General features: G+C 64.2%; 26 protein-coding genes. 9 read left to right on the forward strand and 17 right to left on the reverse strand.

The window, feature by feature from the left end:
• Positions 1–12: 12 nt before the first annotated feature.
• From ACQPYR_RS39520 to ACQPYR_RS39530, 3 genes are all read right to left on the reverse strand, one after another.
• Positions 13–528, reverse strand: coding sequence for a YbaB/EbfC family nucleoid-associated protein (locus ACQPYR_RS39520; RefSeq protein ID WP_433624660.1), 516 nt, complete (start codon positions 526–528; stop codon positions 13–15).
• A gap of 10 nt (positions 529–538) precedes the next feature.
• On the reverse strand, positions 539–853 hold the full coding sequence (locus tag ACQPYR_RS39525; protein ID WP_364480454.1) for a hypothetical protein: 315 nt from the start codon (positions 851–853) through the stop codon (positions 539–541).
• 150 nt (positions 854–1,003) lie between these two features.
• On the reverse strand, positions 1,004–1,915 hold the full coding sequence (locus ACQPYR_RS39530; protein WP_433624663.1) for a cupin-like domain-containing protein: 912 nt from the start codon (positions 1,913–1,915) through the stop codon (positions 1,004–1,006).
• 235 nt (positions 1,916–2,150) lie between these two features.
• On the opposite strand from ACQPYR_RS39530, the gene ACQPYR_RS39535 reads away from it, so the two are divergent.
• The 4 genes from ACQPYR_RS39535 (at position 2,151) to ACQPYR_RS39550 (ending at position 7,067) form a co-directional block, all read left to right on the forward strand.
• Positions 2,151–3,908: a hypothetical protein gene (locus tag ACQPYR_RS39535; protein WP_433624664.1), complete on the forward strand. Its 1,758-nt coding sequence runs from the start codon at positions 2,151–2,153 to the stop codon at positions 3,906–3,908.
• 45 nt (positions 3,909–3,953) lie between these two features.
• Positions 3,954–4,385 (forward strand): D-aminoacyl-tRNA deacylase, encoded by a 432-nt coding sequence (gene dtd, locus ACQPYR_RS39540; protein ID WP_433624666.1) that lies wholly within the window; start codon positions 3,954–3,956, stop codon positions 4,383–4,385.
• Between the two features lie 255 nt (positions 4,386–4,640).
• Positions 4,641–6,140, forward strand: coding sequence for a hypothetical protein (locus ACQPYR_RS39545; RefSeq protein WP_433624668.1), 1,500 nt, complete (start codon positions 4,641–4,643; stop codon positions 6,138–6,140).
• A gap of 105 nt (positions 6,141–6,245) precedes the next feature.
• Complete coding sequence (locus ACQPYR_RS39550; protein ID WP_433624670.1) at positions 6,246–7,067, forward strand: class I SAM-dependent methyltransferase; 822 nt, start codon at positions 6,246–6,248, stop codon at positions 7,065–7,067.
• A 956-nt stretch (positions 7,068–8,023) separates the two neighbouring features.
• Here the strand turns inward: ACQPYR_RS39550 and map are convergent.
• The 9 genes from map to rpsH all read right to left on the reverse strand — a co-directional run bounded on the left by map (position 8,024) and on the right by rpsH (position 13,529).
• Positions 8,024–8,821, reverse strand: a complete 798-nt coding sequence (map, locus tag ACQPYR_RS39555; protein WP_433624672.1) for a type I methionyl aminopeptidase — start codon at positions 8,819–8,821, stop codon at positions 8,024–8,026.
• Between the two features lie 6 nt (positions 8,822–8,827).
• Complete coding sequence (locus tag ACQPYR_RS39560) at positions 8,828–9,373, reverse strand: adenylate kinase (protein WP_063046905.1); 546 nt, start codon at positions 9,371–9,373, stop codon at positions 8,828–8,830.
• Complete coding sequence (secY, locus tag ACQPYR_RS39565; protein WP_433523168.1) at positions 9,370–10,692, reverse strand: preprotein translocase subunit SecY; 1,323 nt, start codon at positions 10,690–10,692, stop codon at positions 9,370–9,372. Before secY ends, ACQPYR_RS39560 begins: the two co-directional genes overlap by 4 nt.
• A 138-nt stretch (positions 10,693–10,830) precedes the next feature.
• On the reverse strand, positions 10,831–11,274 hold the full coding sequence (gene rplO, locus ACQPYR_RS39570; protein ID WP_063046903.1) for a 50S ribosomal protein L15: 444 nt from the start codon (positions 11,272–11,274) through the stop codon (positions 10,831–10,833).
• 1 nt (position 11,275) lies between these two features.
• The gene (gene rpmD / locus ACQPYR_RS39575) at positions 11,276–11,470 is read right to left on the reverse strand and encodes a 50S ribosomal protein L30 (protein WP_433624675.1); all 195 of its coding nucleotides are present in this window, start codon (positions 11,468–11,470) and stop codon (positions 11,276–11,278) included.
• Positions 11,471–11,472: 2 nt separating this feature from the next.
• A complete protein-coding gene (gene rpsE / locus ACQPYR_RS39580; protein ID WP_040686598.1) occupies positions 11,473–12,135 on the reverse strand; it encodes a 30S ribosomal protein S5 in 663 nt (220 codons plus the stop codon).
• A gap of 31 nt (positions 12,136–12,166) precedes the next feature.
• Positions 12,167–12,574, reverse strand: a complete 408-nt coding sequence (rplR, locus tag ACQPYR_RS39585) for a 50S ribosomal protein L18 (protein ID WP_433624677.1) — start codon at positions 12,572–12,574, stop codon at positions 12,167–12,169.
• Positions 12,575–12,576: 2 nt separating this feature from the next.
• Positions 12,577–13,116 carry a 50S ribosomal protein L6 gene (gene rplF, locus ACQPYR_RS39590; protein WP_433624679.1) on the reverse strand — a complete coding sequence of 180 codons (540 nt, stop codon included), beginning with the start codon at positions 13,114–13,116 and terminating at the stop codon, positions 12,577–12,579.
• A gap of 14 nt (positions 13,117–13,130) precedes the next feature.
• Positions 13,131–13,529, reverse strand: coding sequence for a 30S ribosomal protein S8 (rpsH, locus tag ACQPYR_RS39595; protein WP_327095437.1), 399 nt, complete (start codon positions 13,527–13,529; stop codon positions 13,131–13,133).
• Between the two features lie 275 nt (positions 13,530–13,804).
• Between rpsH and ACQPYR_RS39600 the strand changes: the two genes are divergently transcribed.
• From ACQPYR_RS39600 to ACQPYR_RS39610, 3 genes are all read left to right on the forward strand, one after another.
• Complete coding sequence (locus ACQPYR_RS39600) at positions 13,805–16,576, forward strand: ATP-binding protein (RefSeq protein WP_433624681.1); 2,772 nt, start codon at positions 13,805–13,807, stop codon at positions 16,574–16,576.
• 185 nt (positions 16,577–16,761) lie between these two features.
• Positions 16,762–17,415 (forward strand): Uma2 family endonuclease, encoded by a 654-nt coding sequence (locus ACQPYR_RS39605; protein WP_433624683.1) that lies wholly within the window; start codon positions 16,762–16,764, stop codon positions 17,413–17,415.
• Between the two features lie 95 nt (positions 17,416–17,510).
• Positions 17,511–17,855 carry a DUF3916 domain-containing protein gene (locus tag ACQPYR_RS39610; RefSeq protein ID WP_433624685.1) on the forward strand — a complete coding sequence of 115 codons (345 nt, stop codon included), beginning with the start codon at positions 17,511–17,513 and terminating at the stop codon, positions 17,853–17,855.
• A 123-nt stretch (positions 17,856–17,978) separates the two neighbouring features.
• Here ACQPYR_RS39610 and ACQPYR_RS39615 read toward each other — a convergent pair whose 3' ends face one another.
• From ACQPYR_RS39615 to rplN, 4 genes are read right to left on the reverse strand one after another with little or no spacing between them, the layout of a single operon-like run.
• Positions 17,979–18,164 (reverse strand): type Z 30S ribosomal protein S14, encoded by a 186-nt coding sequence (locus tag ACQPYR_RS39615; RefSeq protein ID WP_062983162.1) that lies wholly within the window; start codon positions 18,162–18,164, stop codon positions 17,979–17,981.
• Between the two features lie 4 nt (positions 18,165–18,168).
• Positions 18,169–18,732, reverse strand: a complete 564-nt coding sequence (gene rplE, locus ACQPYR_RS39620; RefSeq protein WP_062983164.1) for a 50S ribosomal protein L5 — start codon at positions 18,730–18,732, stop codon at positions 18,169–18,171.
• Between the two features lies 1 nt (position 18,733).
• Positions 18,734–19,051, reverse strand: a complete 318-nt coding sequence (gene rplX / locus ACQPYR_RS39625; protein WP_040686592.1) for a 50S ribosomal protein L24 — start codon at positions 19,049–19,051, stop codon at positions 18,734–18,736.
• A 1-nt stretch (position 19,052) separates the two neighbouring features.
• Positions 19,053–19,421 carry a 50S ribosomal protein L14 gene (gene rplN, locus ACQPYR_RS39630; protein WP_040686591.1) on the reverse strand — a complete coding sequence of 123 codons (369 nt, stop codon included), beginning with the start codon at positions 19,419–19,421 and terminating at the stop codon, positions 19,053–19,055.
• A 345-nt stretch (positions 19,422–19,766) separates the two neighbouring features.
• Between rplN and ACQPYR_RS39635 the strand changes: the two genes are divergently transcribed.
• Both ACQPYR_RS39635 and ACQPYR_RS39640 read left to right on the forward strand, forming a co-directional pair.
• Complete coding sequence (locus ACQPYR_RS39635) at positions 19,767–21,812, forward strand: M13 family metallopeptidase (protein WP_433624687.1); 2,046 nt, start codon at positions 19,767–19,769, stop codon at positions 21,810–21,812.
• A gap of 98 nt (positions 21,813–21,910) precedes the next feature.
• Positions 21,911–23,947, forward strand: a complete 2,037-nt coding sequence (locus ACQPYR_RS39640; RefSeq protein WP_433624689.1) for a M13 family metallopeptidase — start codon at positions 21,911–21,913, stop codon at positions 23,945–23,947.
• 21 nt (positions 23,948–23,968) lie between these two features.
• On the opposite strand, the gene ACQPYR_RS39645 is transcribed toward ACQPYR_RS39640, so the two are convergent.
• A complete protein-coding gene (locus tag ACQPYR_RS39645; protein WP_433624691.1) occupies positions 23,969–24,550 on the reverse strand; it encodes a Uma2 family endonuclease in 582 nt (193 codons plus the stop codon).
• Positions 24,551–24,628 lie beyond the last annotated feature (78 nt).

Here is a 24,628-nt window from a genome sequence, read left to right on the forward strand (position 1 = left end):
GCTCACCCTCGGTCACCAGCTGGAATCGGTGACTCCGCGGTCCGTGGCCGATTGGCGCGAGACGACCTCGACATTGCTGAATTCCATCGGCGCGCCGTCATTGTCGGAAACCGATTGGCGCTCTTCGGAATTCGGCGGAGCAAGCGAAACCTTCGGCGCCTTCGGCATTTCGGCGCTCAGGTCGGGCATGCCCACGATCAGATCCGATAGTTTGGGCAGTCGCGCACGACGGTCGTGCAGGGGCGTCATCAGCTCCTGTGCCTTGCGCATCACCTCGGCGGTAGCCTTCTGCGCCGCCTCGGTCACCGCCTTCGCGATCTCGCCGTAGCTCAATTCGTCGATGCCGGAACCGAATTTGGTTTCGACAATGGTGCCGTCGGCGTTCACGGTGACGGTGATCCGCTTGCGCACGGTAGCGCTCGCGGTCAGTTCGGCACGCTGCTGCTGCACCTGCGCGATCGCCCGAAACTGTTGCTGGACTTCATCGAGCACCGCCGCCATCTCGGCCTTGGCGAATTCGTTCGTCATGGGCTACAACTCACCGGAAGCCGTCGCCGTTGGACTGGTCCATCCGCCGCAGTTCCTTGGCGGTCTTGGTCTGACCGGTGTAGAAGTTGTCGAAATTCGTCGCCGTGGTCTTGATATTCCCGGTCATCTGCTCGCGCGCGACCTTGTATCCGTCGGGCCCCTCGGCGAACTGGCGCCCCAGTTTGTCGTTCCCCCACGGCGCACCGCGGCCGGCGAGCGCGGCATCCAACGTGCTCAGCACGCCGTTCACTCGATCCCGAACGGCGCTGGTCCGCTCCGCGGCCTTCTCGAACAGATCCGCGTCGTGCCTCAACTTGTCCGACATCGCGTACTCCTCGAGCTCCAGCGGTCACCCGCACCCATCACCATCGGATCCTCTGATTCGACGATGACAGCGCTTGGCGACTCACCAGTAGCTCGAACATGAACGGCAAGTGCCGCGCCAGTTACAGCGCCCACCGACCGCGGTTCGCGGTCACTTCGGCTCGCGGAACCTGCCCATGATGCCGTCGATAATGCGCAGCACACCGCGCACCGCCATCGGGAAGAAGGCCGCCTTCATGAACTCGAAGTAGCTCGGGTTGTACCGCGCGACATACGAAATGGCCGGATCCACGGATTCGACCTGGTGCCACCAGAACATCGGGATGTAGAGGATGTCGCCGGTCTCGAGAACCACGTCGTAGTAGGACGCGTCCTGCAGCTTCTCGAAGCTGCTCACATCCGGGTCGAACTCGTCGGGGAGTCCGGTGTAGGGGTCGGAAACCTTCATCGGAATCCGGCCGTACACATTGCGGTACTCATTCGGCGGAAACAGCCGGACCCGCTTGCGGCCGTGCAGCTGAATCAGCAGGCCGTGCCATGGATCATTGTGCAGCGGAGTCAGATTGCCCTGTTGGCCGATCCACACACTGCTCGCCGCCGGGCTCTGCTGCCGGGTACCGACGCGCGCGGGCAGCTGATCGGCGAGCGGCTGCGGGTCCGCGGCGGCACGCGAGTAGTAGTTCTTGCCCGGCTTCGGCTCGTCGAAAACCGCTGCCATGACATCGCGGTATTCGAGTACCTCGACCGGCGACGTCTCCTGTGTGAACACGTTGGTCGCACTGGTCAGCGCGGCGACCTTCTGGTCGCCGTATTTCTCGCGCAGCGCTTCCGGCTGAAAATCTTCGAATACCGGCCAAGTTGTTGCGACACCGCGGAATACGACCGGAGTCTGTTTATCGAAGACGGTTTCGAGTTGGAAATCCCGATCGGGTACGACCAGCCCTTGCTGCCCACCCGTCGACCTATTCAGTACATCGCGAACACTTCGCCCGGCCCACAGTACGAAACTGGCTAGGAAAATAGGAGCCAGCGTGACCGGCCTCTCATCGTAACCCTTAGTCATATCCCCGTGTCTTCTGAGAATTGGTGCACTGCTTTGACTTTCGGTTGCTCGAAGCAACCATCACCGCGCCGTGATCCCGACCCTATCGACATCCTCGAGTCTACCGCCCCAACCGTGCCCACTGCTGGGAAGATTGGGACGCGACTCGGCCCGAGCAATCGGACCTCCCACGGACGGCAACAGCCGGCCGGCCGGAACGCCTAGGGTCGAGGAGACGCCGATTTCAGGAGATGTCGTGGCCGACTTGCCTTCGGACCCATTGATTTCGCTGGTGACCGTGGCGGCTGAACATATGGGGTATTCGTGCCGGGCAACCGAACCCGACGAGGTGCAGTTGATGGGCCCGCGTGGGGATGGACCACATTTTCTGTGGCTTGACAACTTGCGGCGCAAGCTGAATGCGAAGCCATTCGATCAGTGGCCCGCGCTCATCGCGGATCATGTCGAAACGTTCCTGGCGCGAGTCGATCTGGATTACACCGATCCGCTCGATACCGACGAATTCACAACAGTGCGTGGTTTTCTCAAGACACGGTTCGCGTCGTCGGACACCATCGCGGGGATCGACATTGTCGGGCACTACGTCGCGCCCGGCATCATCCAGGTGGTGGTGATCGAGCAACTCCGCACCGCCGAGGTCGTCACTTCCGACCAGCTCGCCCACTGGCAGATCGACACCAACGAGCTCTTCGAACTGGCCGAGGCGAACACTCGTTCCGCCGACCGCCTGGCGATCGAATGGCGGAACTACAACGATGCGCATTTCGCCATTCTGAGCGGGTCGGAGTCCGCGAGTGCCCACTCGAAATGGCTCGGCGACTATCCGGTAATCGGAACGTACGGAGCACTTTTCGTCATCTCGCACGAGGGCAACGTCTACGCACATCCCATTGTCGGGCCGAATGCGCTGACGGCGATGATTCTGCTGGGCAAGGTCGCCGCCAACACCTACCGCAGCGAACCGCAGCCGATCAGTCCGGCGGTCTACTGGTGGCGGGACGGGGAAATCGGCCTTGCCGCCATCACCGAGATCGATCCCGATCACAGCGTCGAGGTGCGCCCGACCCCGGAATTCGAGGCATTACTGACCAGCCTTGCGGTGACCTGCGAGTTCGCGGTGGTGCCCGCCGACGCGGTCGATACCGCACTCGATGCGATGGAGCAGTACCGGCACATGTGCACCGCCCCGGACGGCACTGCGGCCCCACCCGCCGTCGACGACCTCATCGCCGAGATCGACCGCAACGGCGGCGCAGTCGGATTCGTTGCCGCCGTCGCTGATTCGCGCGGAGCGGTATTGCGCACCTGGGGGCCGAACCGGGGCAGGCACCTGCTGGCCGTACTGAAGCTCACCAAGGACCGCGACCTCGCCGTGCTGGACGTCGAGACGGGCCACCTCTACGACCCCCGCGGCCACATCGATGTCCGCGTGACCGTCGGTGACGGCCGGTCACTGCCTTACCTCACCCCCGCGCTGCTCGAGGACGTCGTGGTCGCCGCCGCCGACCCTGATGACCCGTTCCTGGTCGTCGCACGCGCGGATGAGACCTACATCCGAACGCGCCGCCACGAATGGGTCTATGAAATCGAGCACCGGGCGGGATCCGCGTCGGAGCACTTTCGCGTATACACCCTGCGGCACAAGGTCGTTCGCGATGTCATCTGGGCGTGGGTCGGTGGCGACCCGTCCTGGAGGGTCGCGGTGCACTGGCGGCGGGTCGATCCCACATCGCCCGGCATCGAGGCGGCATCCGGACTGGAAATCCTGCAGGACGAACTCTCGTGCGCCGGTCCCGGCCTCACACCCGACGCACTCGCCCTCCTCGATGCCTTTCTGGCAGTTCGTGATACGCCGATCCCGTCGATGGATCCGGCTTCGACGAATGACTTGGCGATCGACCCGGCGAGCTTGCGTGACCTGGCGTCATCACACACCGAAGAGGCACGCCCGATTGCCGAAGCCGAGACGCCGGACGACACCGACGAGACCTGAGGGCGGCCGGCGCACCCACGATCACCCGGGTGCAAGGATCGAAGCATGCGAGTACTGGTGCAGCGCGTATCCGCCGCGCAAGTGACCGTCGACGGACAGGCCGTTGGCCGGATCGAACCGAATCCGCAGGGCCTGGTCACCCTGGTCGGAGTGACGCATGAGGACACGGAATCCACCGCGAAGGCATTGGCGGACAAGGTGTGGCGGTTGCGAATCCTGGCGGGGGAACGCGCGGCCGCGGATCTGGATGCGCCCATTCTCGTGGTCAGCCAGTTCACCCTCTACGCCGATACCGCCAAGGGGCGGCGGCCGTCCTGGTCCGCCGCCGCACCCGGCCCCGTCGCCGAACCGCTGGTCGAGACCTTCGCGCAAGCACTGCGCGAGCTCGGCGCAACCGTCGCCACCGGACGGTTCGGCGCGCATATGCACGTCGAACTCGTCAATGACGGTCCCGTGACACTGCTCCTGGAGGGCTGACCACAACCGCCCGAGCGCAACCACCCCTGACAGCTTCGTGCACGGCTGGTTCGCACGGCTACACTCACGACCACGCGGAACAGCCACGGCGGCCGCGAGCGCGGTTGTCATGGTCGTCAACAGGTCGATCGCGGCGGCACCGGTCGCCGGTTGATTGCCTGCTCATTCCGGCCATTTGTATGGCAAACTCGGTCGAGCAGAATGCGGCCGCTCGACGACCGTGACGCGGAAGGTGAAGCGGGAGTTGAGGTCGCGATGGATCTGAGTGCACTCGAGCGTCGGGTAGCCGAGGATCGCCGGGCAGCGATCGACCGGACGGTCGAGAATGAATTGCGTCTGGCCTCGTCGCTGTGCGACCTCGCAAAAGGCCTGGTCGCGACCAAGAACGGCCCCGGCAGGGACCGGACGGCCGAGGCCTTGGCGCCTTCGCAGGAGTCCGTCGGCATCCGGCTGCACTGGCTCGCCGCCGGTCGGGTGACCGCCGAGTTCGCGGGCGAAGTCCAGGATGCGCTTCGCGTCTTCGAGCAGGCGACCCGGCACATCGGTCACCGCGAGCTCGCGGCGAGCACCATCCGCAATGCCTGCCATACCTACCGGCAAGTGTCACGGACGCATCCGCAGGTGGCCGCCGTCTGCGCGGACGGGCTCTCGAAATGCGGCGTCTGGTTGTGCCGCCTCGACCCGAAGGCCGCCGTCGCCGCCAGCGAGGATGCCGTGCGCATCCGCAGTGCGCTGTTCGCGGCGAATCCGGATCAGTCCGGAAAATATCTCGCCAGCCTGAACATGCTGCTGCGCACGCTGATGGTCGGCCGCCAGCGCAAACAAGCCGTGGCGATGTATCGCGAGCGGTATGCGGCACTGACCTCACCTGAGATGACGGCACGGCTGCGCGAAACCCGGATCGAGGATATCGATCTCACCAACAAGACCTTCACCGCGCTCACCAAACTCGAAGCCCGGACCTTGCAGCGCGCGGGACATCTGACGCAGCAGCAGATTCTGTACCAAACCTCCGGCGATCTCGCCACGATCGAGGAGATCAACTGGAAGCTCGCGCTGGTCGGCTTGAAGCCGCTGGCCGCGGGCGCCCTACCCGATCCCCCGTCCCGGCCGGTGGAAATCGGTGCGACCTTCGGCGCATTGAGTGTCCGTTGCAGCGCACGCGACGCCGTCGCCCAGGTTCGCGCCGCGATCATCGCGGCCTACGCCACCGACAACGCACGCCAGGTCGATCGCTCGGCCGTGCGCGGCGCACACGAAACCCACTGGCATACCTTCGATCCCGAACTGAACTCGACCGAATCCCTCGGCGATGACGTAGTGCTGATCGAACAGCCATACGGCGGTTCGGTTGTCGTCATGAGTCTGAACTGGGAGATCGCGCCGGTCGGCAAACATCCACTGGCACAGCATCTTTCCGCGCGCTGGCCGGTGATCAGCGTTACCGCGAACGAGAAGATGTCCTACGAGCTGTGCCGCTACGAGGACGGTGTGGCCACCCAATACGCCGCACTCGGCCGCCCGAGCGGACAGGCCCCACTCGATACCCCATTGGCACCCCTGGACTTCGCGGCCCTGGCCGACTACGGCGCGGATTACGCGTCCGAAACCCAGGTCCGCGCCGCGTTCGGCAACACCGACATGTTCGCGAAGCTCACCCACCTGCCCGCCAGCGGCATTCGGCAAGCGGCCCTGGCCATTCCGCTCGCGGACTACGGCGACAATGTCCTTTTCTTCCGCGGCAACGGGGGTTAACCGGGTACTTCCCAATGGGTTCATCCCTTGGCTCCCACCAATTTTCCCAGCATCCGCCCAATAAATGGCCTGCGTCACCATCGGTGGGCACGGTACCGTCGTCGCGTGCAGGACTTCGGGCAATCGGCTGACGGGACAACGGATCCGGCCCGACTCCGGGCCGCGCGTGCCTCCTCATTCGGCGCACATGCCGCGGCGTACGCCGAGCATCGCCCCGACTATCCCACCTCGGCCATTCGATGGGCGCTGGAGCCGATCGCGACACCTACACCGGTCGTTCTCGATCTGGGCGCAGGGACCGGCAAACTGACCGAGGGACTGCTTGCCGTCGGCGCGGAAGTGATCGCCGTCGAGCCAGATGCCGCGATGCGCGCCGAACTGGCCCGCCGCTTCCCCCAGGTGAACGCGTCGGCCGGTGCGGCAGAGTCGATTCCATTGGCCGACGGCTCGGTGGATGCGGTGCTGGCCGGGCAGGCATTCCACTGGTTCGACAAGGAGCGCGCGTTTCCGGAGATCGCGCGGGTACTTCGCGGCGGTGGGGTATTCGCCGCCCTGTGGAATGAGGATGACCTCGATGTCGAATGGGTTGCGGAGTTGCACAAGGTAACTCGGACGGCCGCGTCCCTCCCGTCCCAGGTGCTGCTGCCCGCGCGACTGCCCGCACATCCGTCGTTCGACAACTTCGAGCGGGCCGACTTTCCGCACCGCCAGCGCCGCACCGCCGAATCCCTCACCGCGACAATCGGAACGCATTCGCACACGCTGGTCATCCCCACGCAGGCTCGCAACGAGCTGCTCCAAAGAATCTCCGACTACCTGCACGGCAGACCCGAGACAGCAACCGGCGAATTCGACTTCCCCATCCACACCGACGTAATCCGCACCGTACGCCGCCCGGTCGATATCCGAACACCGCAGCCGAATTGAGCCGCGCGGCGGTCTAGCGGAAGTCGCTACCTACTCGGTGCGCCACCCACGCCGCAGCACCGCCCCTGAGCTGTACGGAGACCCGTATCGCCGCCCCTGAAGCACCCATCGAACGATCATTGTTCGCCGCAGAACTACGCAATCCCACAGCGGAATTCGAGTAGCTATCTACTCGGGTGAGCACCCAACCCCGGGCCATACGCTTCTCCCATCGTTGAGGTTCAACACGAATCGGAGGAGAAATCATCGCCATTGTGGTTTGCGGTCGATCCCCTGGATGACCCCCGGGTTGCGGTAAGACGCATGAGCGCGGGCGCAAGGAACGACGACACCGATCCAGCGTGAGCTGGGTAATGTCAGGGCAGGCAGCGGACGCATCGTGTCCGAAGTCGTTGCGTACCAGACATTTACGACCCGCGGGCGTCGGTGCGGCTCGGGTCCTCGCCGCGCGACGTCACCGAACTCGGAGTCCGATAGCGTCGCCGATCCACGAGACATTCAAGGCAATGTCCGCCGGGCCGAGACTCCGGCGATGCTGAAGCCGTTCACGCGGACGGCTATTCGGTGCCGACAAACGTCCGGTGCCGATGCAACGTACGGCACCGATCAACGTATTGTGCCGTTCGACTGGCACAGCGCCGGAAAGGTACGGCGGCTCGAACTGCCCTGCCGAAATGTGCGGCGCTATGAATTCGAAACCGATAACATACGGCACCCCAAACGTACAGTGCCGCCAAAAGTACGACTCCCACAGTGCCGAGAAATGTGCGGCACAAAGGTACCCCCCAGATGTTCGGTACCGAGAATGGCCCGGTACCGACCAATGTCCGGTACCAACTTACTCCGCCCAACCTCCGCGTCGAGCATCGCCACATCCTCGTCCGACAGGCTCACACTCAGCTTCATACCGGCAATGCTGCCAGAGTGGAAATGCGTGGGATACGGCTCGGAGCCGCCTACTCCGGACGAACCGTAAGAATCCGCGGCCCGTCCTCGGTAACCGCAACCGAATGTTCCCAGTGCGCCGCCCGACTTCCGTCCAACGTCACCACGGTCCAGTCGTCGTCGAGCACCTTCGTCTGCGTAGTGCCCAACGTCAGCATCGGCTCGATCGCGAGCACCGATCCGACCACGAGTTTCGGCCCCTTACCCGGCGCACCCTCGTTGGCCAGGAACGGATCCATATGCATCTCCCGGCCGATGGCGTGCCCACCGTAACCGTCGACGATGCCGTAGGACCGACCGTGTTCCTTTTCGGCCGCGCGCGTACCCATTTCGATGGCGTGCGAGACGTCGGTCAGCCGGTTACCGGGCAGCATGGCCGCGATACCCGCCTCCATCGATATCCTGGTGGCATCGCTGAGCAGCTCATCGGCCTCGATGATCGTGCCCACGCCGAAGGTCCAAGCCGAATCACCGTGCCAGCCTTCGAGAATCGCGCCACAGTCGATCGAGACCAGATCACCTTCGGTCAGGATCTCGGACGAGGTCGGAATCCCGTGCACCACACGGTCGTTCACCGATGCGCAGATCGAACCCGGAAAGCCGTGATACCCCTTGAACGACGGCACGGCGCCCGCATCGCGGATCACCTGCTCGGCGATCTCGTCCAACTCCAGGGTGGAAACACCGGGCTTGGCCGCCGCGCGCACCGCGACGAGTGCGCGGCCGACAATCGCACCGGCCGCCGCCATCGCATCCAGCTCACCTGCCGTCCGGAACGGCACGACCTTCTTCTTGCGGTTGAAGACCATCCGGCCTCAGTGTCCCAGGGCGTGCAGCGCGCGGGCGTTGACCTCGTCGATCTCGCCGACACCGTCGACCGAGACGACCAGACCGTCGTAATGCTCCAGCAGCGGCTCGGTCTCCTCGCGGTACACCCGGAGCCGATTGCGGATCACGTCCTCGTTGTCGTCGTTGCGACCACGCGCCATCATCCGGCCGACCACGGTCTCCTCGGGCACGACGAAGCAGAGCACCGCGTCGAGCTTCTTGTCCATATCCGCGAGGATCTTCTCCAGCGCGTCGGCCTGATCGACCGTGCGCGGGTAGCCGTCCAACACAAAGCCGTTCGCGGCATCCGGTTCGGCGACCCGAGCCTCGACCATGCGGTTCGTCACATCGCTCGGTACCAGATCGCCTGCGTCGATGTACTTCTGCGCCTCCCGGCCCAGCGGCGTCTGAGCGGAGATATTCGTGCGGAACAGGTCCCCGGTGGAGATGTGCGGGACGCCCAGTTTGTCCGACAGTAGATCGGCCTGGGTACCCTTGCCGGCTCCCGGCGGTCCGAGCAGTACAAGTCTCACTTGAGGAACCCTTCGTAATTTCGATTCATCAGCTGGCTTTCGATCTGCTTCACGGTGTCCAAGCCGACGCTCACCATGATCAGCACCGAGGTGCCACCGAACGGAAGGTTCTGGGTGCCACCGGATGCGCCGATATCGAGGAAAAGGTTCGGCAGGACGGCCACGAGACCGAGGTAGATCGAGCCGGGGAGGGTAATGCGGCTCAATACGAAATTGAGGTAGTCGGCGGTGGGCCTACCGGGGCGATACCCGGGGATGAAGCCGCCGAACTTCTTCATCTCGTCCGCGCGTTCCTCCGGGTTGAAGGTGATCGCGACATAGAAGTAGGTGAAAAACACGATCAAACCGAAGTAGATCGCGATGTATACGGGGTTGCCCGGGTTCACCAGGTATTTCTGGATGATCTCCTGCCACCAACTCTTATCGGTGGCGGTCTTCGAGGAGGTCAGCTGCGCGACCAGGTTCGGCAGGTACAACAGTGAGGACGCGAAGATCACCGGAATAACACCGGCCTGATTGACCTTCAGCGGCAGATAGGTCGAGGAACCGCCGTACATCTTGCGGCCGACCACACGCTTGGCGTATTGCACCGGAATTCGGCGCTGGCCCTGCTCGACGAAGATGACCGCGGTGACGATCGCGAACGCGGCCACACAGACCAGGCCGAAGACCAGTCCACCGCGGTTCTGCAGAATGTTGTTGCCCTCGTTCGGGATACGTGCGGCGATGCCGCCGAAGATGAGCAGTGACATGCCGTTGCCGATACCGCGCTCGGTGATCTGCTCGCCGAACCACATGACCAGTGCGGCACCGGCGGTCATCACCAGCACGATGATCACCATGCCGAAGATGCTGGTGTCGGCCAGGATGTCCTTCTGGCAGCCCTGCAGCAGCTGACCGCGGGCCGCGAGCGCGACCAGACCGGTGGCCTGCAGGATCGCCAGCGCGATTGAGAGGTAGCGGGTGTACTGCGTCATCTTGTTCTGGCCCGTTTGGCCTTCTTTACGCAGTTCTTCGAAGCGCGGGATGACGACGGTGAGCAGCTGGATAATGATGCTCGCGGTGATGTAGGGCATGATGCCGATCGCGAAGACCGACAACTGCAGCAGCGCCCCACCGGAGAACAGGTTGATCAGCTGATAGATACCGGCGGAATCACCGCCGGAGACCAGGTCGATGCATTCCTGCACACTCTTGTAATCGACACCGGGGGACGGCAGCGAAGCACCCAAGCGGTACAGCGCGATCAACCCCAGCGTGAAGAGAATCTTCCGCCGTAAGTCCGGAGTCCGGAAGGCCGATACGAAGGCGGAAAGCACAGATCCTCCTGGCGAACGACATGGTCATGCCACGGATATAGAAAACCCATGACGAGGCTTGGCAGGCAACAATTGAACTCTAACAGTGGCACCGGACGAGCTCTTCACTCGTCCGGTGCCACTATCTGCAGAGTACCGTCAGCCCAGCTCGGTGACAGTGCCACCGGCCGCGGTGATCTTCTCCTTGGCGGCGCCGGTCACCTTGTCGACGGTCACCTGGACCGCGACGCCGATCTCGCCATCGCCGAGAACCTTGACCAGCTGGTTCTTGCGAACCGCGCCGGCTGCCACCAGCTCCGCCTTGCCGATCGCGCCGCCCTCGGGGAACAGCTTGGCGATCGCGCCGACATTCACGACCTGGTATTCCGTGCGGAACCGGTTCGTGAAGCCCTTGAGCTTGGGCAGCCGCATGTGAATCGGCATCTGCCCGCCCTCGAAGGCGGCCGGGACGTTCTTGCGAGCCTTGGTGCCCTTGGTACCGCGGCCCGCGGTCTTGCCCTTGGAGCCCTCACCGCGACCCACACGGGTCTTCTCGGTCTTGGCGCCGGGAGCCGGACGCAGGTGATGCAACTTGATGGTCATGTCAGACCTCCTCAACTGTTACGAGGTGGCGCACGACGTTGATCAGCCCACGGTTCTGCGAGTTGTCCTCACGAACCACGGTCTGGCGGATCTTGCGCAGGCCGAGCGTACGAAGGCTCTCCCGCTGGTTCGCCTTGGCGCCGATCGACGACTTGATCTGGGTCACCTTGAGCTGGGTCTTAACCTCTTGGGCCATAACTACCGACCTCCCGCTGCCTGAGCGCGTGCGCGCAGCATGCCCGCAGGGGCAACATCCTCGAGGGGCAGACCACGACGGGCCGCGACCTCTTCCGGACGCTGCAGCATCTTGAGCGCCGCAACCGTCGCGTGCACGACGTTGATGGCGTTGTCGCTACCGAGCGACTTCGCCAGAATGTCATGGATACCAGCGCATTCCAGCACCGCGCGTGCCGCACCACCGGCGATCACACCGGTACCGGGCGAGGCCGGACGAAGCATGACCACACCGGCCGCCGCCTCACCCTGCACCGGGTGGGTGATGGTCGAGCCGATCATCGGAACGCGGAAGAAGCCCTTGCGAGCCTCCTCGACACCCTTCTGGATGGCCGCGGGAACTTCCTTGGCCTTGCCGTAGCCGACGCCGACCAGACCGTTGCCGTCACCGACGATCACCAGGGCGGTGAAGCTGAAGCGACGACCACCCTTCACGACCTTGGAGACGCGGTTGATCGCGACGACGCGCTCGAGCTGGTTCTTGTCGGCCTGCTGGTCACGACGGTCACCACCGCCACGACGATCGCGGCCACCGCCGCGGCCGTCACGGCTGTCGCCGCCACCGGCGGCACCATTCTGCTGTCCGGCGGGTCCGCTGCCGCCGTCACGCCTCTGACGTCCCGGCATCAGACGTTCCTTCCGTAAATGTTTGCAGTCATCAGAACTTCAACCCCGCTTCGCGAGCGGCATCCGCCAACGCGGCGATCCGGCCGTGGTAGTCGTGGCCACCCCGGTCGAATACGACGGCCTCGATGCCCGCAGCCTTGGCACGCTCGGCCAGCAGTTCGCCGACCTTCTTGCTCTTGGCCGACTTGTCGCCGTCCAGCGCGCGCACATCGGCCTCGATGGAGGACGCGGCGGCGATGGTCTTGCCGATCGAGTCGTCCACGAGCTGTGCGTGCAGGTGACGCGAGGAGCGGTTGACCACCAGGCGCGGACGCTCGGTGGTGCCGACGACCTTCTTGCGCAGACGGAAGTGACGGCGGGTCTTCGACAGACGACGTGCGGTAGACACGTCCTTGCCGCGCGGCTTGCGCTTGGCAATCTGGTTTTCGGTTTGCGCCATGATCACTTACCCGTCTTTCCGACCTTGCGGCGAACGACCTCGCCGGCGTAGCGGATGCCCTTGCCCTTGTACGGGTCGGGCTTACGCAGTCCGTGGATGACAGCGGAGATCTGGCCGACCTTCTGCTTGTCGATTCCGGACACAGCGAACTTGGTGGGCGATTCCACCGCGAAGGTGATGCCCTCCGGGGCCTCGATCGGCACCGGGTGCGAGTAGCCGAGGGCGAACTCCAGGTTGGAGCCCTTGGCCGCGACACGGTAACCGACGCCGAAGATTTCCATCTTCTTCTCGTAGCCCTTGGTGACGCCCTCGATCATGTTGGCGACCAGGGTGCGGGTCAGGCCGTGCAGCGAGCGGTTCTGGCGCTGGTCGTCCGGGCGCGCGACCTCGAGCTGGCCGTCCTCACCCTTGGTGACCGTGATCGGCTCTGCGACGACGTGGGTCAGGGTGCCCTTCGGGCCCTTCACTGACACGCTCTGGCCGTCGATGGCGACCTCGACGCCCGCGGGAATTGCGATGGGCTTCTTGCCAATACGCGACATTGTCCTACCTCCCGTTACCAGACGTAGGCGAGGACTTCCCCGCCTACACCTTGCTTGGCCGCCTGGCGATCGGTGAGCAGACCGGTCGACGTGGAGATGATCGCCACGCCGAGGCCGCCCAGGACCTTGGGCAGATTGGTGGACTTCGCGTACACACGCAGACCCGGCTTCGACACGCGGCGCAGGCCCTGCAGGCTGCGCTCACGGCTCTGGCCGTACTTGAGGTCGACGACCAGGGTCTTACCCACGGGTGCGTCCTCGGTCCGGTAGTCGGCGATGTAGCCCTCGCGCTTGAGGATCTCGGCGATATTCGCCTTGAGCTTCGAGTGCGGAGCCTTCACCTGATCGTGGTACGCCGAGTTGGCGTTGCGCAGACGTGTCAGAAAGTCTGCGATCGGATCAGTCATGGTCATGGTTCGACCTTGACACCTTTCTCGCTGCGGTTCCCATGCAACACCGGCACACCAATAGGCGTGCCAGCCGTGGGCCTACAGCAATTCGGCGGTCCGGCCGACATTTGCCGACCGGATTGAGTTCTCATATGAGCTCTCGGTGCGAGGGCCGTCCACACGTCGATGCAACAGCGCACCTCGGACATGCGGACACAGAGGTGCCCGAGCAACCGCTCTAGTGTAGGCAATGGGCTGACCAGGACAAAATCCGGGTCGGTCCCCTTACACTCACCCGAGTGCAGGATTGTTTCGCGGCCGCGTTCGTGGGCCGCGATGCCGAACTAGCAACTCTGACCGCCCTCGGACGGCGTGCCGTCGCCGGTCATGGGTGCGTCGTTTCGATCGAGGGTGCGCCGGGAATCGGCAAATCGGCACTGCTGGAAGCGGCGCGAAATCCATTGGCGGCAGCGGGCCTGCACATCCGGATCGGCGCTGCCGACGAGTTGCGGCAGGGCGTGCCGTTCGCCGGGGTGTGCTCCTGGCTGGACGACGCGGGAACGACCTCCCCGATCGAGGCGCTGCGCAGCGGAGATCGCGTGGGCGATGTGGCGGCGTCGCATGAACTCGCCATTGCCGAGGCGATTTTGGATCAGATCGACACCTGGTGCGCGGCGGGACCGATTGCGCTGGTCATGGACGATGTGCACTGGGCGGATCGGTCGAGCCTGACGCTGCTGCGCCGGCTCTGCACACTCGTCGACGAACTGCCGCTGCTGCTGGTCCTCGCAGCCCGGCCGCTACCGCGCGATCCGGCGTACGCCGCACTGACAAGCGAACTGGTGGCGCGACAGGCCCCGGTGCTGCGGCTCGACGGTCTGCCTGTCGCGGATGCCGCGGAACTGGTGCGTCATCTGGTCGGCGCCGAACCGGGACCTCGATTGCTGGCGAAGGTGGCCGAGGCCGGTGGGAATCCACTGCATGTCACGGAATTGGTGGCCGCCTTGGTGCGCGACGGGGCGATCAGGGTGATCGCCGACACCGCCGATCCCGCGGGCGCTGTTGTCGCAAACCCGTCCGCGTCACTTGCCGAGGCGATTACGCAGCGGCTGGACTTCCTGTCCCGTCCGACACGGGATGTATTGCCGATGGCCGCGGCGCTGGGGCCGACTATCGATGTCGCGGACCTGGCTGTGGTGTTGAAGATCCCAATTCTGGATGCTTGGAGCGCCGTGACCGAGGCGCTGGACGGCGGGCTGCTCATCCGCGTCGACGCAGAGCTGGTGTTTCGGCACGATCTGATCCGGCACGCACTCGCCGATCGGCTGCCTGCTTCACTGCGGTCGGATCTGCTTCAGCGGGCCGGACAGGCGCTCCAGTCCACCGAGGCGCCGATCGAGCGGGTTGCCTATTACTTGTCGGTCGCCGATCGCGAGTTGGACCGGGCCAGCCTCGATTGGCTGATCGGTGTCGCCGACAAGCTGATCGTTCGCGCGCCCGAACTGGCAAAACGGTTGTTGAGCCGAGTCGCCGCTACGCCGGATCTCGACGCTGGAACGCGTTCGGTACTGATCCGACTGAGAATTCACGCCCTGCTCTGGGATGGGAACGCCGCCGAGGCCGAATCGGTGGTGCGTGAGGCATTGCTCACCCAGCCGGATATAGAACTGCACTGGCTGCTCGCCCAGATCTATCAAGCCCAGGCACGGTTGTCCGATGCGGTCGCATTAGCCGAGGACGTGCTGTCCACTCGGGAGCTCGACGCCGAGGAATCGGCCCGGTTTCTCGGCATGTGCGGACTCGGCAATTTCTTCCTCGAGCGGTTCGCCGCGGCCGAGCAGGCCGGTCGACAGGCCGTGGCACTAGGCGAGAGCACCGGGAACCCGCTGGCCACCGGATACGGACTCACTGCGGTGGGCGCCGTGCATTACACCCGGGGCTACCTGGACGAAGCGTTGAACCTCAGCGCCCGCATCCCGGCCCTCTTCGAGGACGGAACCGGGCCAGACCAATTCGATCCGTACGCGCTCTACGCCCACTGCCTGATCGAACTCGATCACCTGACCGACGCCGAGGCAGTTTTGCAGACGGCGATCGGGCGCAACCGCCGATTCCGCGGGGTCTATCTGTCCTCGAACCTGGTCGCCAAGGCGCGGATGTATTTGGTGGGCGGGCGCTGGGACGACGCGCTGGCCGAATGCACGGCGAGTATGCAGACGCCCGATGTACTCGGGTATGCGACGCTCGCGCACACCATCGCGGCGCTGATCGGAATTCGCCGCGGCACCTTCGTGCCGGACCCCGACCGCGTGCCCGCGCCGGACCATCGCCTCGCCAATATCGGCTACGCGCATTTCCATCCATGGGTCAAGGCGCTGACACACGAAGCCCGCGGCCGCCCCGACCTGGCACTGGAACTACTCGTCGATACGCACAACCGCCTTACCGACGGATTAGCCTCAGCCACACTGCATTACATCTATCCGGACATCGCGCGCCTGGCCGCGGATGTGGGCGACGCGCACGCGGCACGGTCGGTAGCCGCCAGCGCGGATCTGCTGCTCACCCGACAGCCGACCGCATCGCGCACCGGAACCGCCCTGCTGTGCCGCGGCCTGGCCGACTCCGATCCCGACGTACTCCGCACGGCCGCAAGCGCTTTCCGGCAATCGGGCCGCCCATTGTTCGAGGCCCAAGCACACGAAAACGCCGCCGTACTCCTCGCCGCAGCAGGACGCGCCCCCGAATCCCGCAACGCCCTGGAGACCGCGACCGAACTGTATTCCGGCCTCGGCGCATCCTGGGATTCCGCCCGCGCGGTAGCACGGGTGCGACCATACGGAATTCGCCGCGGCGTCCGCGGCCCCCGCAACCGCCCCAAATCCGGCTGGGCAGCACTGACCGACACCGAACGCAAGGTCGCCGCCCAGGTAGCCGAAGGCCTCTCCAACACCGATATCGCCGCCCAAATGTTCTTGTCCCGCAGGACAATCCAATCCCACGTCTCGAGTATCCTGGGGAAACTCGATCTCCACTCCCGCCGGGAAATCACTACGCCGCAAGCCCACTGATCAACTGCTCCACAGGTCGCCGCATACTTGCGAAGCCGTCACACAGCCACCCGGATAGCTCACAAGCCATGCGAGGCTGATACCCGTTCTGCGGGAGCCTCCTTGGCTGTGCGGCACCGCCGAGCCGACTGCGGAGAGCGCCGCAACCAGGGCAAATTGTCGCCCTGCCCGACTAGCATGGCACCATGTCGAGTCCGCGGATCGAGCGTCCCGACCTCCCGGAGTACATGACCTGGGAGGAGTTGGAGCAGCTACCTGAAGAGATCGCGGAACAGATCGAACTCTGGAACGGGCGGGTTGTATGGCTCCGACGCGGGCCTGCCGAGCACCAAGCCTTCACCTTCGCGTTGACAAGCGCGCTGAAAAGCTGCGCCCGCAAGGCCATGACCGAACTGCCGCAACGGTGCTGGCGCGTGGACTTCGAGACGAATGTGTTCTTCGGCGACGCCGGAAAGTCCGATTTCGTCACACCGGACTTCCTCGCCTATCGCCGCCTCGACAAGCCCTACCAGGACATCCGCGCAGCGGACGTGGTGCTCGTCGGTGAAGTCCTGTCACCGTCCAATTCCCAGACCGATATGGAAGAGAAAAAAGCGAAGTACGCACAGGCGGACATCCCGTGGTATTGGGAGATCGCACTCGCCCGGGAAAAGAGCGAAATCGCCTACGTCCACACGTACGCCCTCGCAACCGAGGTCGACCACCTCCCGCCCGGCGTTCGAGCGTTGCACCCCGCGAACTACATCCTGACCGGCAAATGGTCACCCCACGATTCCACCGCGATCACCATCGACTTCCCATTCCCCATCACCATCCCCTGGTCCGAACTCGAATTCTGAACCGCAGCAAGCGAATCGACAGCCTCGAAAACCGGGGGGCCGGGGAGGTGAGGGCCGAGTCCGCCCGGACCGCTCATCCGGCGTAGGTTTCGCTCATGCGCCGCCTCAACGTGCAGCCGAAGAAGAAGCTCGGCAATCCGGGGCGTCACTTGCGCCGGCTGGCTCGGTGGCCGGAGCGAATCGTTGAGCAGGTTCCCGACTCGTCGCTCCTGGTCGAGGAGCGGTACTGGAATTTCAAGCTGCCGGTTGCCGCGAAACTGGTCGATCCGCCATATGCGACGAATGCGATCCGTAAGGCGTGTCTTGCCACGCTTTTCCGCCCGCCTGAACCGAATGGCCTCGGATTCCTCGGCGGAACGCGGCTGGTGATATTCGACGAGGAGACGCCGGATCAACTCGTCGAGTACACCAACTGGGTCTGGGCATTTCCGCGCCGATAGGGATGGCGAGCGGCTTCGAGCCGGGAAGGAATAGCGGGCACGGAAACGAGCAAGGGCACGGCCTCTAGTAGAGGCCGTGCCCTTGTTCAGTTTCGTGCGGGTGCGCTCACAAAGAGCGCAAGCTCACCAGGAGCTCTTGTGCACGCCCGGGAGCTCACCGCGGTGCGCCATTTCGCGCAGGCACACGCGGCACAGGCCGAACTTGCGGTACACCGCGTGCGGGCGGCCGCAGCGCTGGCAGCGGGTGTAGGCGCGAACGGCGAACTTCGGCTTGCTGTTGGCCTTGTTGACCAGTGCTTTCTTAGCCATGTGCTCAGTTCTCCTTGAACGGGAAGCCGAGGTGCTTGAGCAGGGCACGGCCTTCTTCGTTGTTGGTCGCCGTGGTCACCACGGTGATGTCCATACCACGCGGGCGGTCGATGGAGTCCACGTCGATCTCATGGAACATCGACTGCTCGCTCAGGCCGAACGTGTAGTTGCCGTTGCCGTCGAACTGCTTCGGCGACAGACCGCGGAAGTCGCGGATACGGGGCAGCGCGATGGAGACCAGGCGATCCAGGAACTCCCACATGCGGTCGCCGCGCAGGGTGACCTTCGCGCCGATCGGCATGCCCTCACGCAGCTTGAACTGCGCGATCGACTTGGTGGCCTTGCGGATCTCGGGCTTCTGACCGGTGATCAATTCCAGGTCCCGGACCGCGCCGTTGATGAGCTTGGCGTCGCGCGCGGCGTCACCGACACCCATGTTCACGACGACCTTGACCACGCCCGGGATCTGCATCACGTTGGCGTAGTTGAACTCGCTGTTCAGCGCGTCCTTGATCTCGGCACGGTAGCGCGCCTTCAGACGCGGCTGAGTCTTCTCAGAGGTGGTCATGTCAGATGTCCTTCCCGTTCTTACGGGAGATCCGGACCCGCTTGCCGCTCTCCTCGTCCGCCCGGTAGCCGACGCGGGTCGGCTTGCCGTCGGAGTCGACGACCATCACGTTGGACACGTGGATCGGAGCTTCCTGGGTCACGATGCCGCCCGAGGAGGCACCACGCTGGTTGGTGGAGTTGGCAACGTGCTTCTTGATCCGGTTCACGCCCTCGACCAGGACCCGGTTCTCCTTCGGGTAGGCCTGGATGACCTTGCCCTTGGCGCCCTTGTCCTTACCCGAGATGACGAGCACCGTGTCGCCCTTGTGCACCTTCATGTCAGAGCACCTCCGGAGCCAGCGAAACGATCTTCATGAACTTCTTCTCGCGCAGCTCGCGGCCGACCGGGCCGAAGATACGAGTGCCACGCGGGTCGTTGTCCGCCTTGATCAGCACGGCCGCGTTCTCGTCGAACTTGATGTACGAACCGTCCGGGCGACGACGCTCCTTGACGGTGCGCACGACGACGGCCTTGACGACCTCGCCCTTCTTGACGTTGCCGCCGGGGACAGCGTCCTTGACGGTGGCGACGATGATGTCGCCGATGCCGGCATAGCGACGCGACGAACCACCGAGAACGCGGATGCAGAGGATTTCCTTCGCACCCGTGTTGTCGGCGACGCGCAGTCGCGACTCCTGCTGAATCACTTCAGCCTCCTTGACCTGGATGTATACGCACGCCGGATTGCCGACCCGACGGGCATGGTCGTGTCACCATCCGAACGCGCGCCTGCCAGCGGTTTCTCGATCGGATGGATCAACCACTGGGGGTTCGCGGCCGGATTGCGGGCACAGCTCCCGCAGGCAACCGGTTCAGTGTAGGGGAATCCCCAGGTCTGTCCCAAATCGGCCCTGCGCGGGCACAGGCTGAACTTCGGCTGTGAAACCCGCGTGGATCAGTGCTCTCGGGCCGTCCCGTTACTACCCTCGGAACAAGCAAGATCACCGGATGAGCTGTGCACCTTCCATATCGTCGCTGAATAGGGGGTTTCGTTGAGTTCGTCTGCGCGTCCCACCCGGCTCGGTCGTCGCACCTTTCTGATCGCACTCGGTGTGATTCCGGCCACCACCGCGCTGGTCTCCTGCTCGCGGGAGCAGTCGGTGCGGCTCACCGGTGTCGATATGCGGGGCGAGGACCCGGCGATTCGGCCACAGGACGATTTGTTCCGCTACGTCAACGGCGGCTGGCTGCGCGATTACCAGCTGCCGCCGGACAAGCCGTCCTACACCACCTTCGACGAGGTCGGCGACCGGGTCGAACAGCAGCTTCGGGCGATCATCGACGGCATCCACGATCCGAAGGCCGGGACCGCAGAGCAGCAGATCCGAGATCTCTACGACGCGCGGGTCGATCTGGCCGAAATCGAGCGGCTCGGCGTGACCCCGCTGGCGGATCTGTTCGCGGCGATCGACGGCGCGACGACCAAACCGGATCTGGCCAAGGTGATGGGCGCGCTGCCGACCGGCGGGCTCATCGGCTTGTCCGTCGGGGTCGATCAGAAGAATTCGGCCGAATACGTCGCAGGCATCTCCCAGTCCGGTATCGACTCGAATATGGGCGAGCAGTATTACCGCAAACCCGAATACGCCGAGCAGCGTGCCGCGTATCAGACCTATCTGCAACGCGTCGCCGCGGGCGCGGGCTTTCCCGATCCGGCAGGTACTGCCCAGCGGGTATTCGAACTCGAAACCAAGATCGCCAGCGGCTTCTGGGACGATGTTCGGCTGCGCAATCCCGATGCCGTCTACAACCCGATGAGCTGGACCCAATTGACCTCGCTCGCACCGCAATTCGATTGGGAACCGTGGCTGGCGGGCAATACCGACCGGCCGCGTGCACTGTTCGATCGCGTGGTGGTCGGCCAGCCGTCGTTCGTGTCGACGGCCGGAAAGCTCTGGGCCGAGGTCGATATCGCCGCCTGGCGTGAGTATCTGCGCATGGCGGTGGTCAAACAGTTCGCATCGCTGCTGCCCAAGGCCATTGCCGATGCCGAATTCGATTTCGTGGGCAAGGTGCTGCAAGGGTTGCAGGAGCGTCCGGAGCTGTGGAAGGACGGCATCGCGACCCTCAATGCGAACCTGAGCCAGCCGCTCGGGAAACTCTATGTGGACAAACACTTTCCGCCCGCGGCCAAAGAGCGCGCCTTGGCGCTGGTCGCCGATCTCATATCCGCCTACCGGGCCGACTTCACCGATTCGACCTGGATGTCGCCGCCGACCAGGCAGGCCGCCATCGCGAAGCTCGACAAGATCGTCACGAAGATCGGCTATCCGGACAACTGGATCGACTACTCGGGACTGACGATCACCCGCGGCAAATTGATCGAATCCGTTCGCGCCGCACAGCGTTTCGAGACCAAGCGCGGTTTCGCGCACCTGGGCACCCCGGTCGACAAGTCCGAATGGCAAATGCCACCGCAGATGGTGAATGCCCAGTACAACCCGAATGCCAACTCGATCTCGTTTCCGGCCGCCATTCTGCAGCCGCCGTTCTTCGACTCCGATGCCGCGACCGCGGTCAATTTCGGCGCGATCGGGGCGGTCATCGGTCATGAGATCGGACATGGCTTCGACGATCAGGGTTCGCGCTACGACGGTGACGGCAATCTGCGCGACTGGTGGACGCCCGAGGACCGGACCGCGTTCGAGGCCAAGACCAAGCAGCTCATCGATCAGTACAACGCGCTGGTGCCGGCCGGTCTCGACCCGAGCAAACACGTCGACGGCGCGCTCACGGTCGGCGAGAATCTCGCGGATCTGCGCGGTCTCGGTATCGCCGTGGCCGCCCTCGGCATAGCCGATAAACGCGACGGCAAGGGCGCCCCGGACAACCGCACGCTGTTCCTGTCCTGGGCCCGGATCTGGCGGGAGAAATCGACGAAGCAGCACATGGAACTGCGACTGGCCATGGATCCGCACGCGCCCAACGAGTTCCGCTGCAACCAGGTGGTCCGCAATATCGACGAGTTCTACACCACCTTCGCCGTCGAACCGAGCGACAAGCTGTACCTGGCCCGGGACCAGCGGGTCTCGCTCTGATCCGACAGGCTGGCAACGCCGGAGACAGGTAGCCTCAGGCCAGCACTATCGCGCCTGACGAGGATGCGGCCGGGACCGCATCGGGAGAGGAAATCCTCGTGACATCAACCGGTCGTCTCGGTCAGCTGGACCGTCGTGCCTTCCTGATCGCGCTCGGGGTGGTGCCCGCGGCCGTCGCTCTGGCCTCCTGCTCCAAGGATGAGCATCAGGTGCAGCTCACCGGGGTCGATCTGGGCGGCGCGGACGAGGCGATCCGGCCGCAGGACGATCTGTATCGGCATGTCAACGGCAAGTGGCTGCGGGACTACCAGCTGCCGCCGGACAAGGCTGCGGTCGGCGCGATCAGCGATGCGAGCGATCGGACGCTGGATCAGCTGCGCGAAATCATCGAGGGCATCAAGGATCCGAAACCGGGTTCAGAGGCGCAGCAGATTCGCGATCTCTACGATGCGCGCCTCGATGAGGCCGCCTTCGAAACGCTCGGCATGACACCGCTGACCGATCTGTTCGCCAAGATCGATGGCGCGGCTACCAAACCGGATCTGGCCAAGGTGATGGCGGAGCTGCCGATCGCCGGGCTGATCGGTATCGGAGTCGGCATCGACCGCAAGGACTCCAATTCCTATATCCCCACCATCAGCCAGTCGGGTATCACGCTGAGCGAGCAGTATTACCGCAAGCCGCAATACGCCAAGCAGCTCGCGGGCTACAAGACCTACCTCGAGAAGATGTCCGCGGGTGCTGGGTTCACCGATCCGGCGGGGATCGCGCAGCGCATGGTCGATCTGGAGACCAAGATCGCGGCGGCGCATTGGGACAGCGTGCGCAATCGCAATACCGATGCCACCTACAACGTGATGGGCTGGCACGATCTGGTCGCGCTCGGACCGCAATTCGATTGGGATCCGTGGATGGCCGGCAATACCGATCGGCCGCGCTCGCTGTTCGACAAGCTCGTGGTGGCGCAGCCGTCGTTCGTGACCGCGGCCGCGCAACTGTGGGCCGAGAGCGATATCGCGCTGTGGCGAGAGTATCTGCGGGTCAATGTGGTCGCGCAGTTCGCCCGATTCCTGCCCAAGGCGATCCGCGACGCGCGGTTCGATTTCGTCGGCAAGGTGCTCAGTGGACTCGAGGAGCGGCCGGAGACCTGGAAGTCCGGCGTCGGCGTCGTCGACGACAATCTCGGTGACCAACTCGGCAAACTGTACGTGGACAAGCACTTTCCGCCGGCCGCCAAGGATCGGGCCAAGGAGATGGTGGCCGACCTCATGGCCGCCTATCGGGAGAACTTCACCAATTCGACCTGGATGTCCAAGCCGACCAGGGACGCCTCGATCGTCAAGCTGGACAAGATCGAGGCCAGGATCGGATATCCGGATAAGTGGGACGACTACTCCGCGCTGAAGATCACCCGGGGCAAGCTGATCGAATCCCTGCGCGCCGTCAATGCTTTCGAGTCCAAGAAGGCGTTCAACCGGCTCGGCACTCCGGTCGACAAGTCCGAATGGGGTATGTCACCGCAGACCGTCAATGCCTACTACTCACCCACCAGCAACCAGATCACCTTCCCCGCCGCTTATCTGCAGCCGCCGTTCTTCGACAAGGACGCGACGACCGCGGTCAATTACGGTGCGGTCGGCGCGACCATCGGTCACGAGATCGGCCACGGCTTCGACGATCAGGGCCGTAAATACGACGCCAGCGGTAATCGCAGCGACTGGTGGACACCCGAGGACCTGGCCGCATTCGAGGCCAAGACCAAACAGCTGATCGACCAATTCGACGTGCTGGTCCCCGAGGGCCTCGATCCCAAATACCACGTCGACGGCGCACTCACCGTCGGCGAGAACCTGGCCGATCTGCGCGGCCTGCAAATCGCCGTCGAGGCCTACCGTATCGCCGCCAAGCGCGACGGCATCGACCCCGACTACCAGCAGATGTTCTTCTCCTACGCCCGCAGCTGGCGCGAAAAGCAGACCGAGGAATCAACCATCAGCCTGCTCCAGGACGTCCACGCCCCCAACGAATTCCGCTGCAACCAGATCGTCCGCAATATCGCCCAGTTCTACAACACCTTCGCCGTCAAGGAAGGCGACAAACTCTTCCTCCCCGAAAACGACCGCATCACCCTCTGAGCCGGAGGCCGACCTTCCTCGTTATCGGACCAAGTCCGCGAAGCTGATATCGCCCAGCACCACGTGCTCCAATCGTACGAATCCGTCACGATGCAACCGGTGCAGGCGGTATTCGGCGGCGTGGGCGTCGAGCCGGAACTCGCGGACCTCTTCGATGTCGTACTTGGTGTCGAGTGCGACGACAAGATAGAGCGGAATGCCCGCGCGGGCGTACTGCACCTTCTTGTCGAGCAGATCCTCGGCGGCGGTGGATGGCGAGGAAACCTCGATGACAATCAGGGCATCACCGGCCTCCGGTTTCGCACCCCGCTCCGGAAGGCACCGATAGACCGTGACATCCGGCCGCCGGAACGTGAATTTGGGTACTCGCCAGAGCACTACGTCGATATCGGTCTCGACTCGAATACACGGTTCGGTACTCGGCAGCTGCTCCATGGCACCGGCCAGCCTGCGTGCCACGCGATTGTGCTCGGGTACCGGCGACTCACAGACGATCACATGCCCGTGTACGACCTCGATCTCGCGTGCTGTCGCCTCGGGCAGTTGACGGTATTGCTCCTCGGTCATCTCGTGCGGCAGATGGCCGAACGGCTCGTTCGTCATGACGGAAGCCTACCCATTCGTCATGTCGAGAGCCCGGCTCGGAATAAGCCCGGCTGCTGCGCCGGGCTTATTCAAGCG

The organism is Nocardia sp. CA-120079 (assembly GCF_050955745.1).
GTDB lineage: Bacteria > Actinomycetota > Actinomycetes > Mycobacteriales > Mycobacteriaceae > Nocardia.

Coding starts and splice junctions, on each gene's coding strand:
- rplO (WP_063046903.1), bottom strand. CDS start 11,274: ATGACCATCAAGTTGCATCACCTGCGTCCGGCTCCCGGCGCCAAGACC.
- rplF (WP_433624679.1), bottom strand. CDS start 13,116: ATGTCGCGTATTGGCAAGAAGCCCATCGCAATTCCCGCGGGCGTCGAG.
- map (WP_433624672.1), bottom strand. CDS start 8,821: ATGGTCTTCAACCGCAAGAAGAAGGTCGTGCCGTTCCGGACGGCAGGT.
- ACQPYR_RS39545 (WP_433624668.1), top strand. CDS start 4,641: ATGGATCTGAGTGCACTCGAGCGTCGGGTAGCCGAGGATCGCCGGGCA.
- rpsE (WP_040686598.1), bottom strand. CDS start 12,135: ATGCCGGGACGTCAGAGGCGTGACGGCGGCAGCGGACCCGCCGGACAG.
- ACQPYR_RS39610 (WP_433624685.1), top strand. CDS start 17,511: ATGCGCCGCCTCAACGTGCAGCCGAAGAAGAAGCTCGGCAATCCGGGG.
- rpmD (WP_433624675.1), bottom strand. CDS start 11,470: ATGGCCCAAGAGGTTAAGACCCAGCTCAAGGTGACCCAGATCAAGTCG.
- ACQPYR_RS39530 (WP_433624663.1), bottom strand. CDS start 1,915: ATGACTAAGGGTTACGATGAGAGGCCGGTCACGCTGGCTCCTATTTTC.
- rplR (WP_433624677.1), bottom strand. CDS start 12,574: ATGGCGCAAACCGAAAACCAGATTGCCAAGCGCAAGCCGCGCGGCAAG.
- ACQPYR_RS39520 (WP_433624660.1), bottom strand. CDS start 528: ATGACGAACGAATTCGCCAAGGCCGAGATGGCGGCGGTGCTCGATGAA.
- ACQPYR_RS39645 (WP_433624691.1), bottom strand. CDS start 24,550: ATGACGAACGAGCCGTTCGGCCATCTGCCGCACGAGATGACCGAGGAG.
- rpsH (WP_327095437.1), bottom strand. CDS start 13,529: ATGACCATGACTGATCCGATCGCAGACTTTCTGACACGTCTGCGCAAC.
- rplE (WP_062983164.1), bottom strand. CDS start 18,732: ATGACCACCTCTGAGAAGACTCAGCCGCGTCTGAAGGCGCGCTACCGT.
- ACQPYR_RS39615 (WP_062983162.1), bottom strand. CDS start 18,164: ATGGCTAAGAAAGCACTGGTCAACAAGGCCAACAGCAAGCCGAAGTTC.
- ACQPYR_RS39525 (WP_364480454.1), bottom strand. CDS start 853: ATGTCGGACAAGTTGAGGCACGACGCGGATCTGTTCGAGAAGGCCGCG.
- dtd (WP_433624666.1), top strand. CDS start 3,954: ATGCGAGTACTGGTGCAGCGCGTATCCGCCGCGCAAGTGACCGTCGAC.
- ACQPYR_RS39605 (WP_433624683.1), top strand. CDS start 16,762: ATGTCGAGTCCGCGGATCGAGCGTCCCGACCTCCCGGAGTACATGACC.
- rplX (WP_040686592.1), bottom strand. CDS start 19,051: ATGAAGGTGCACAAGGGCGACACGGTGCTCGTCATCTCGGGTAAGGAC.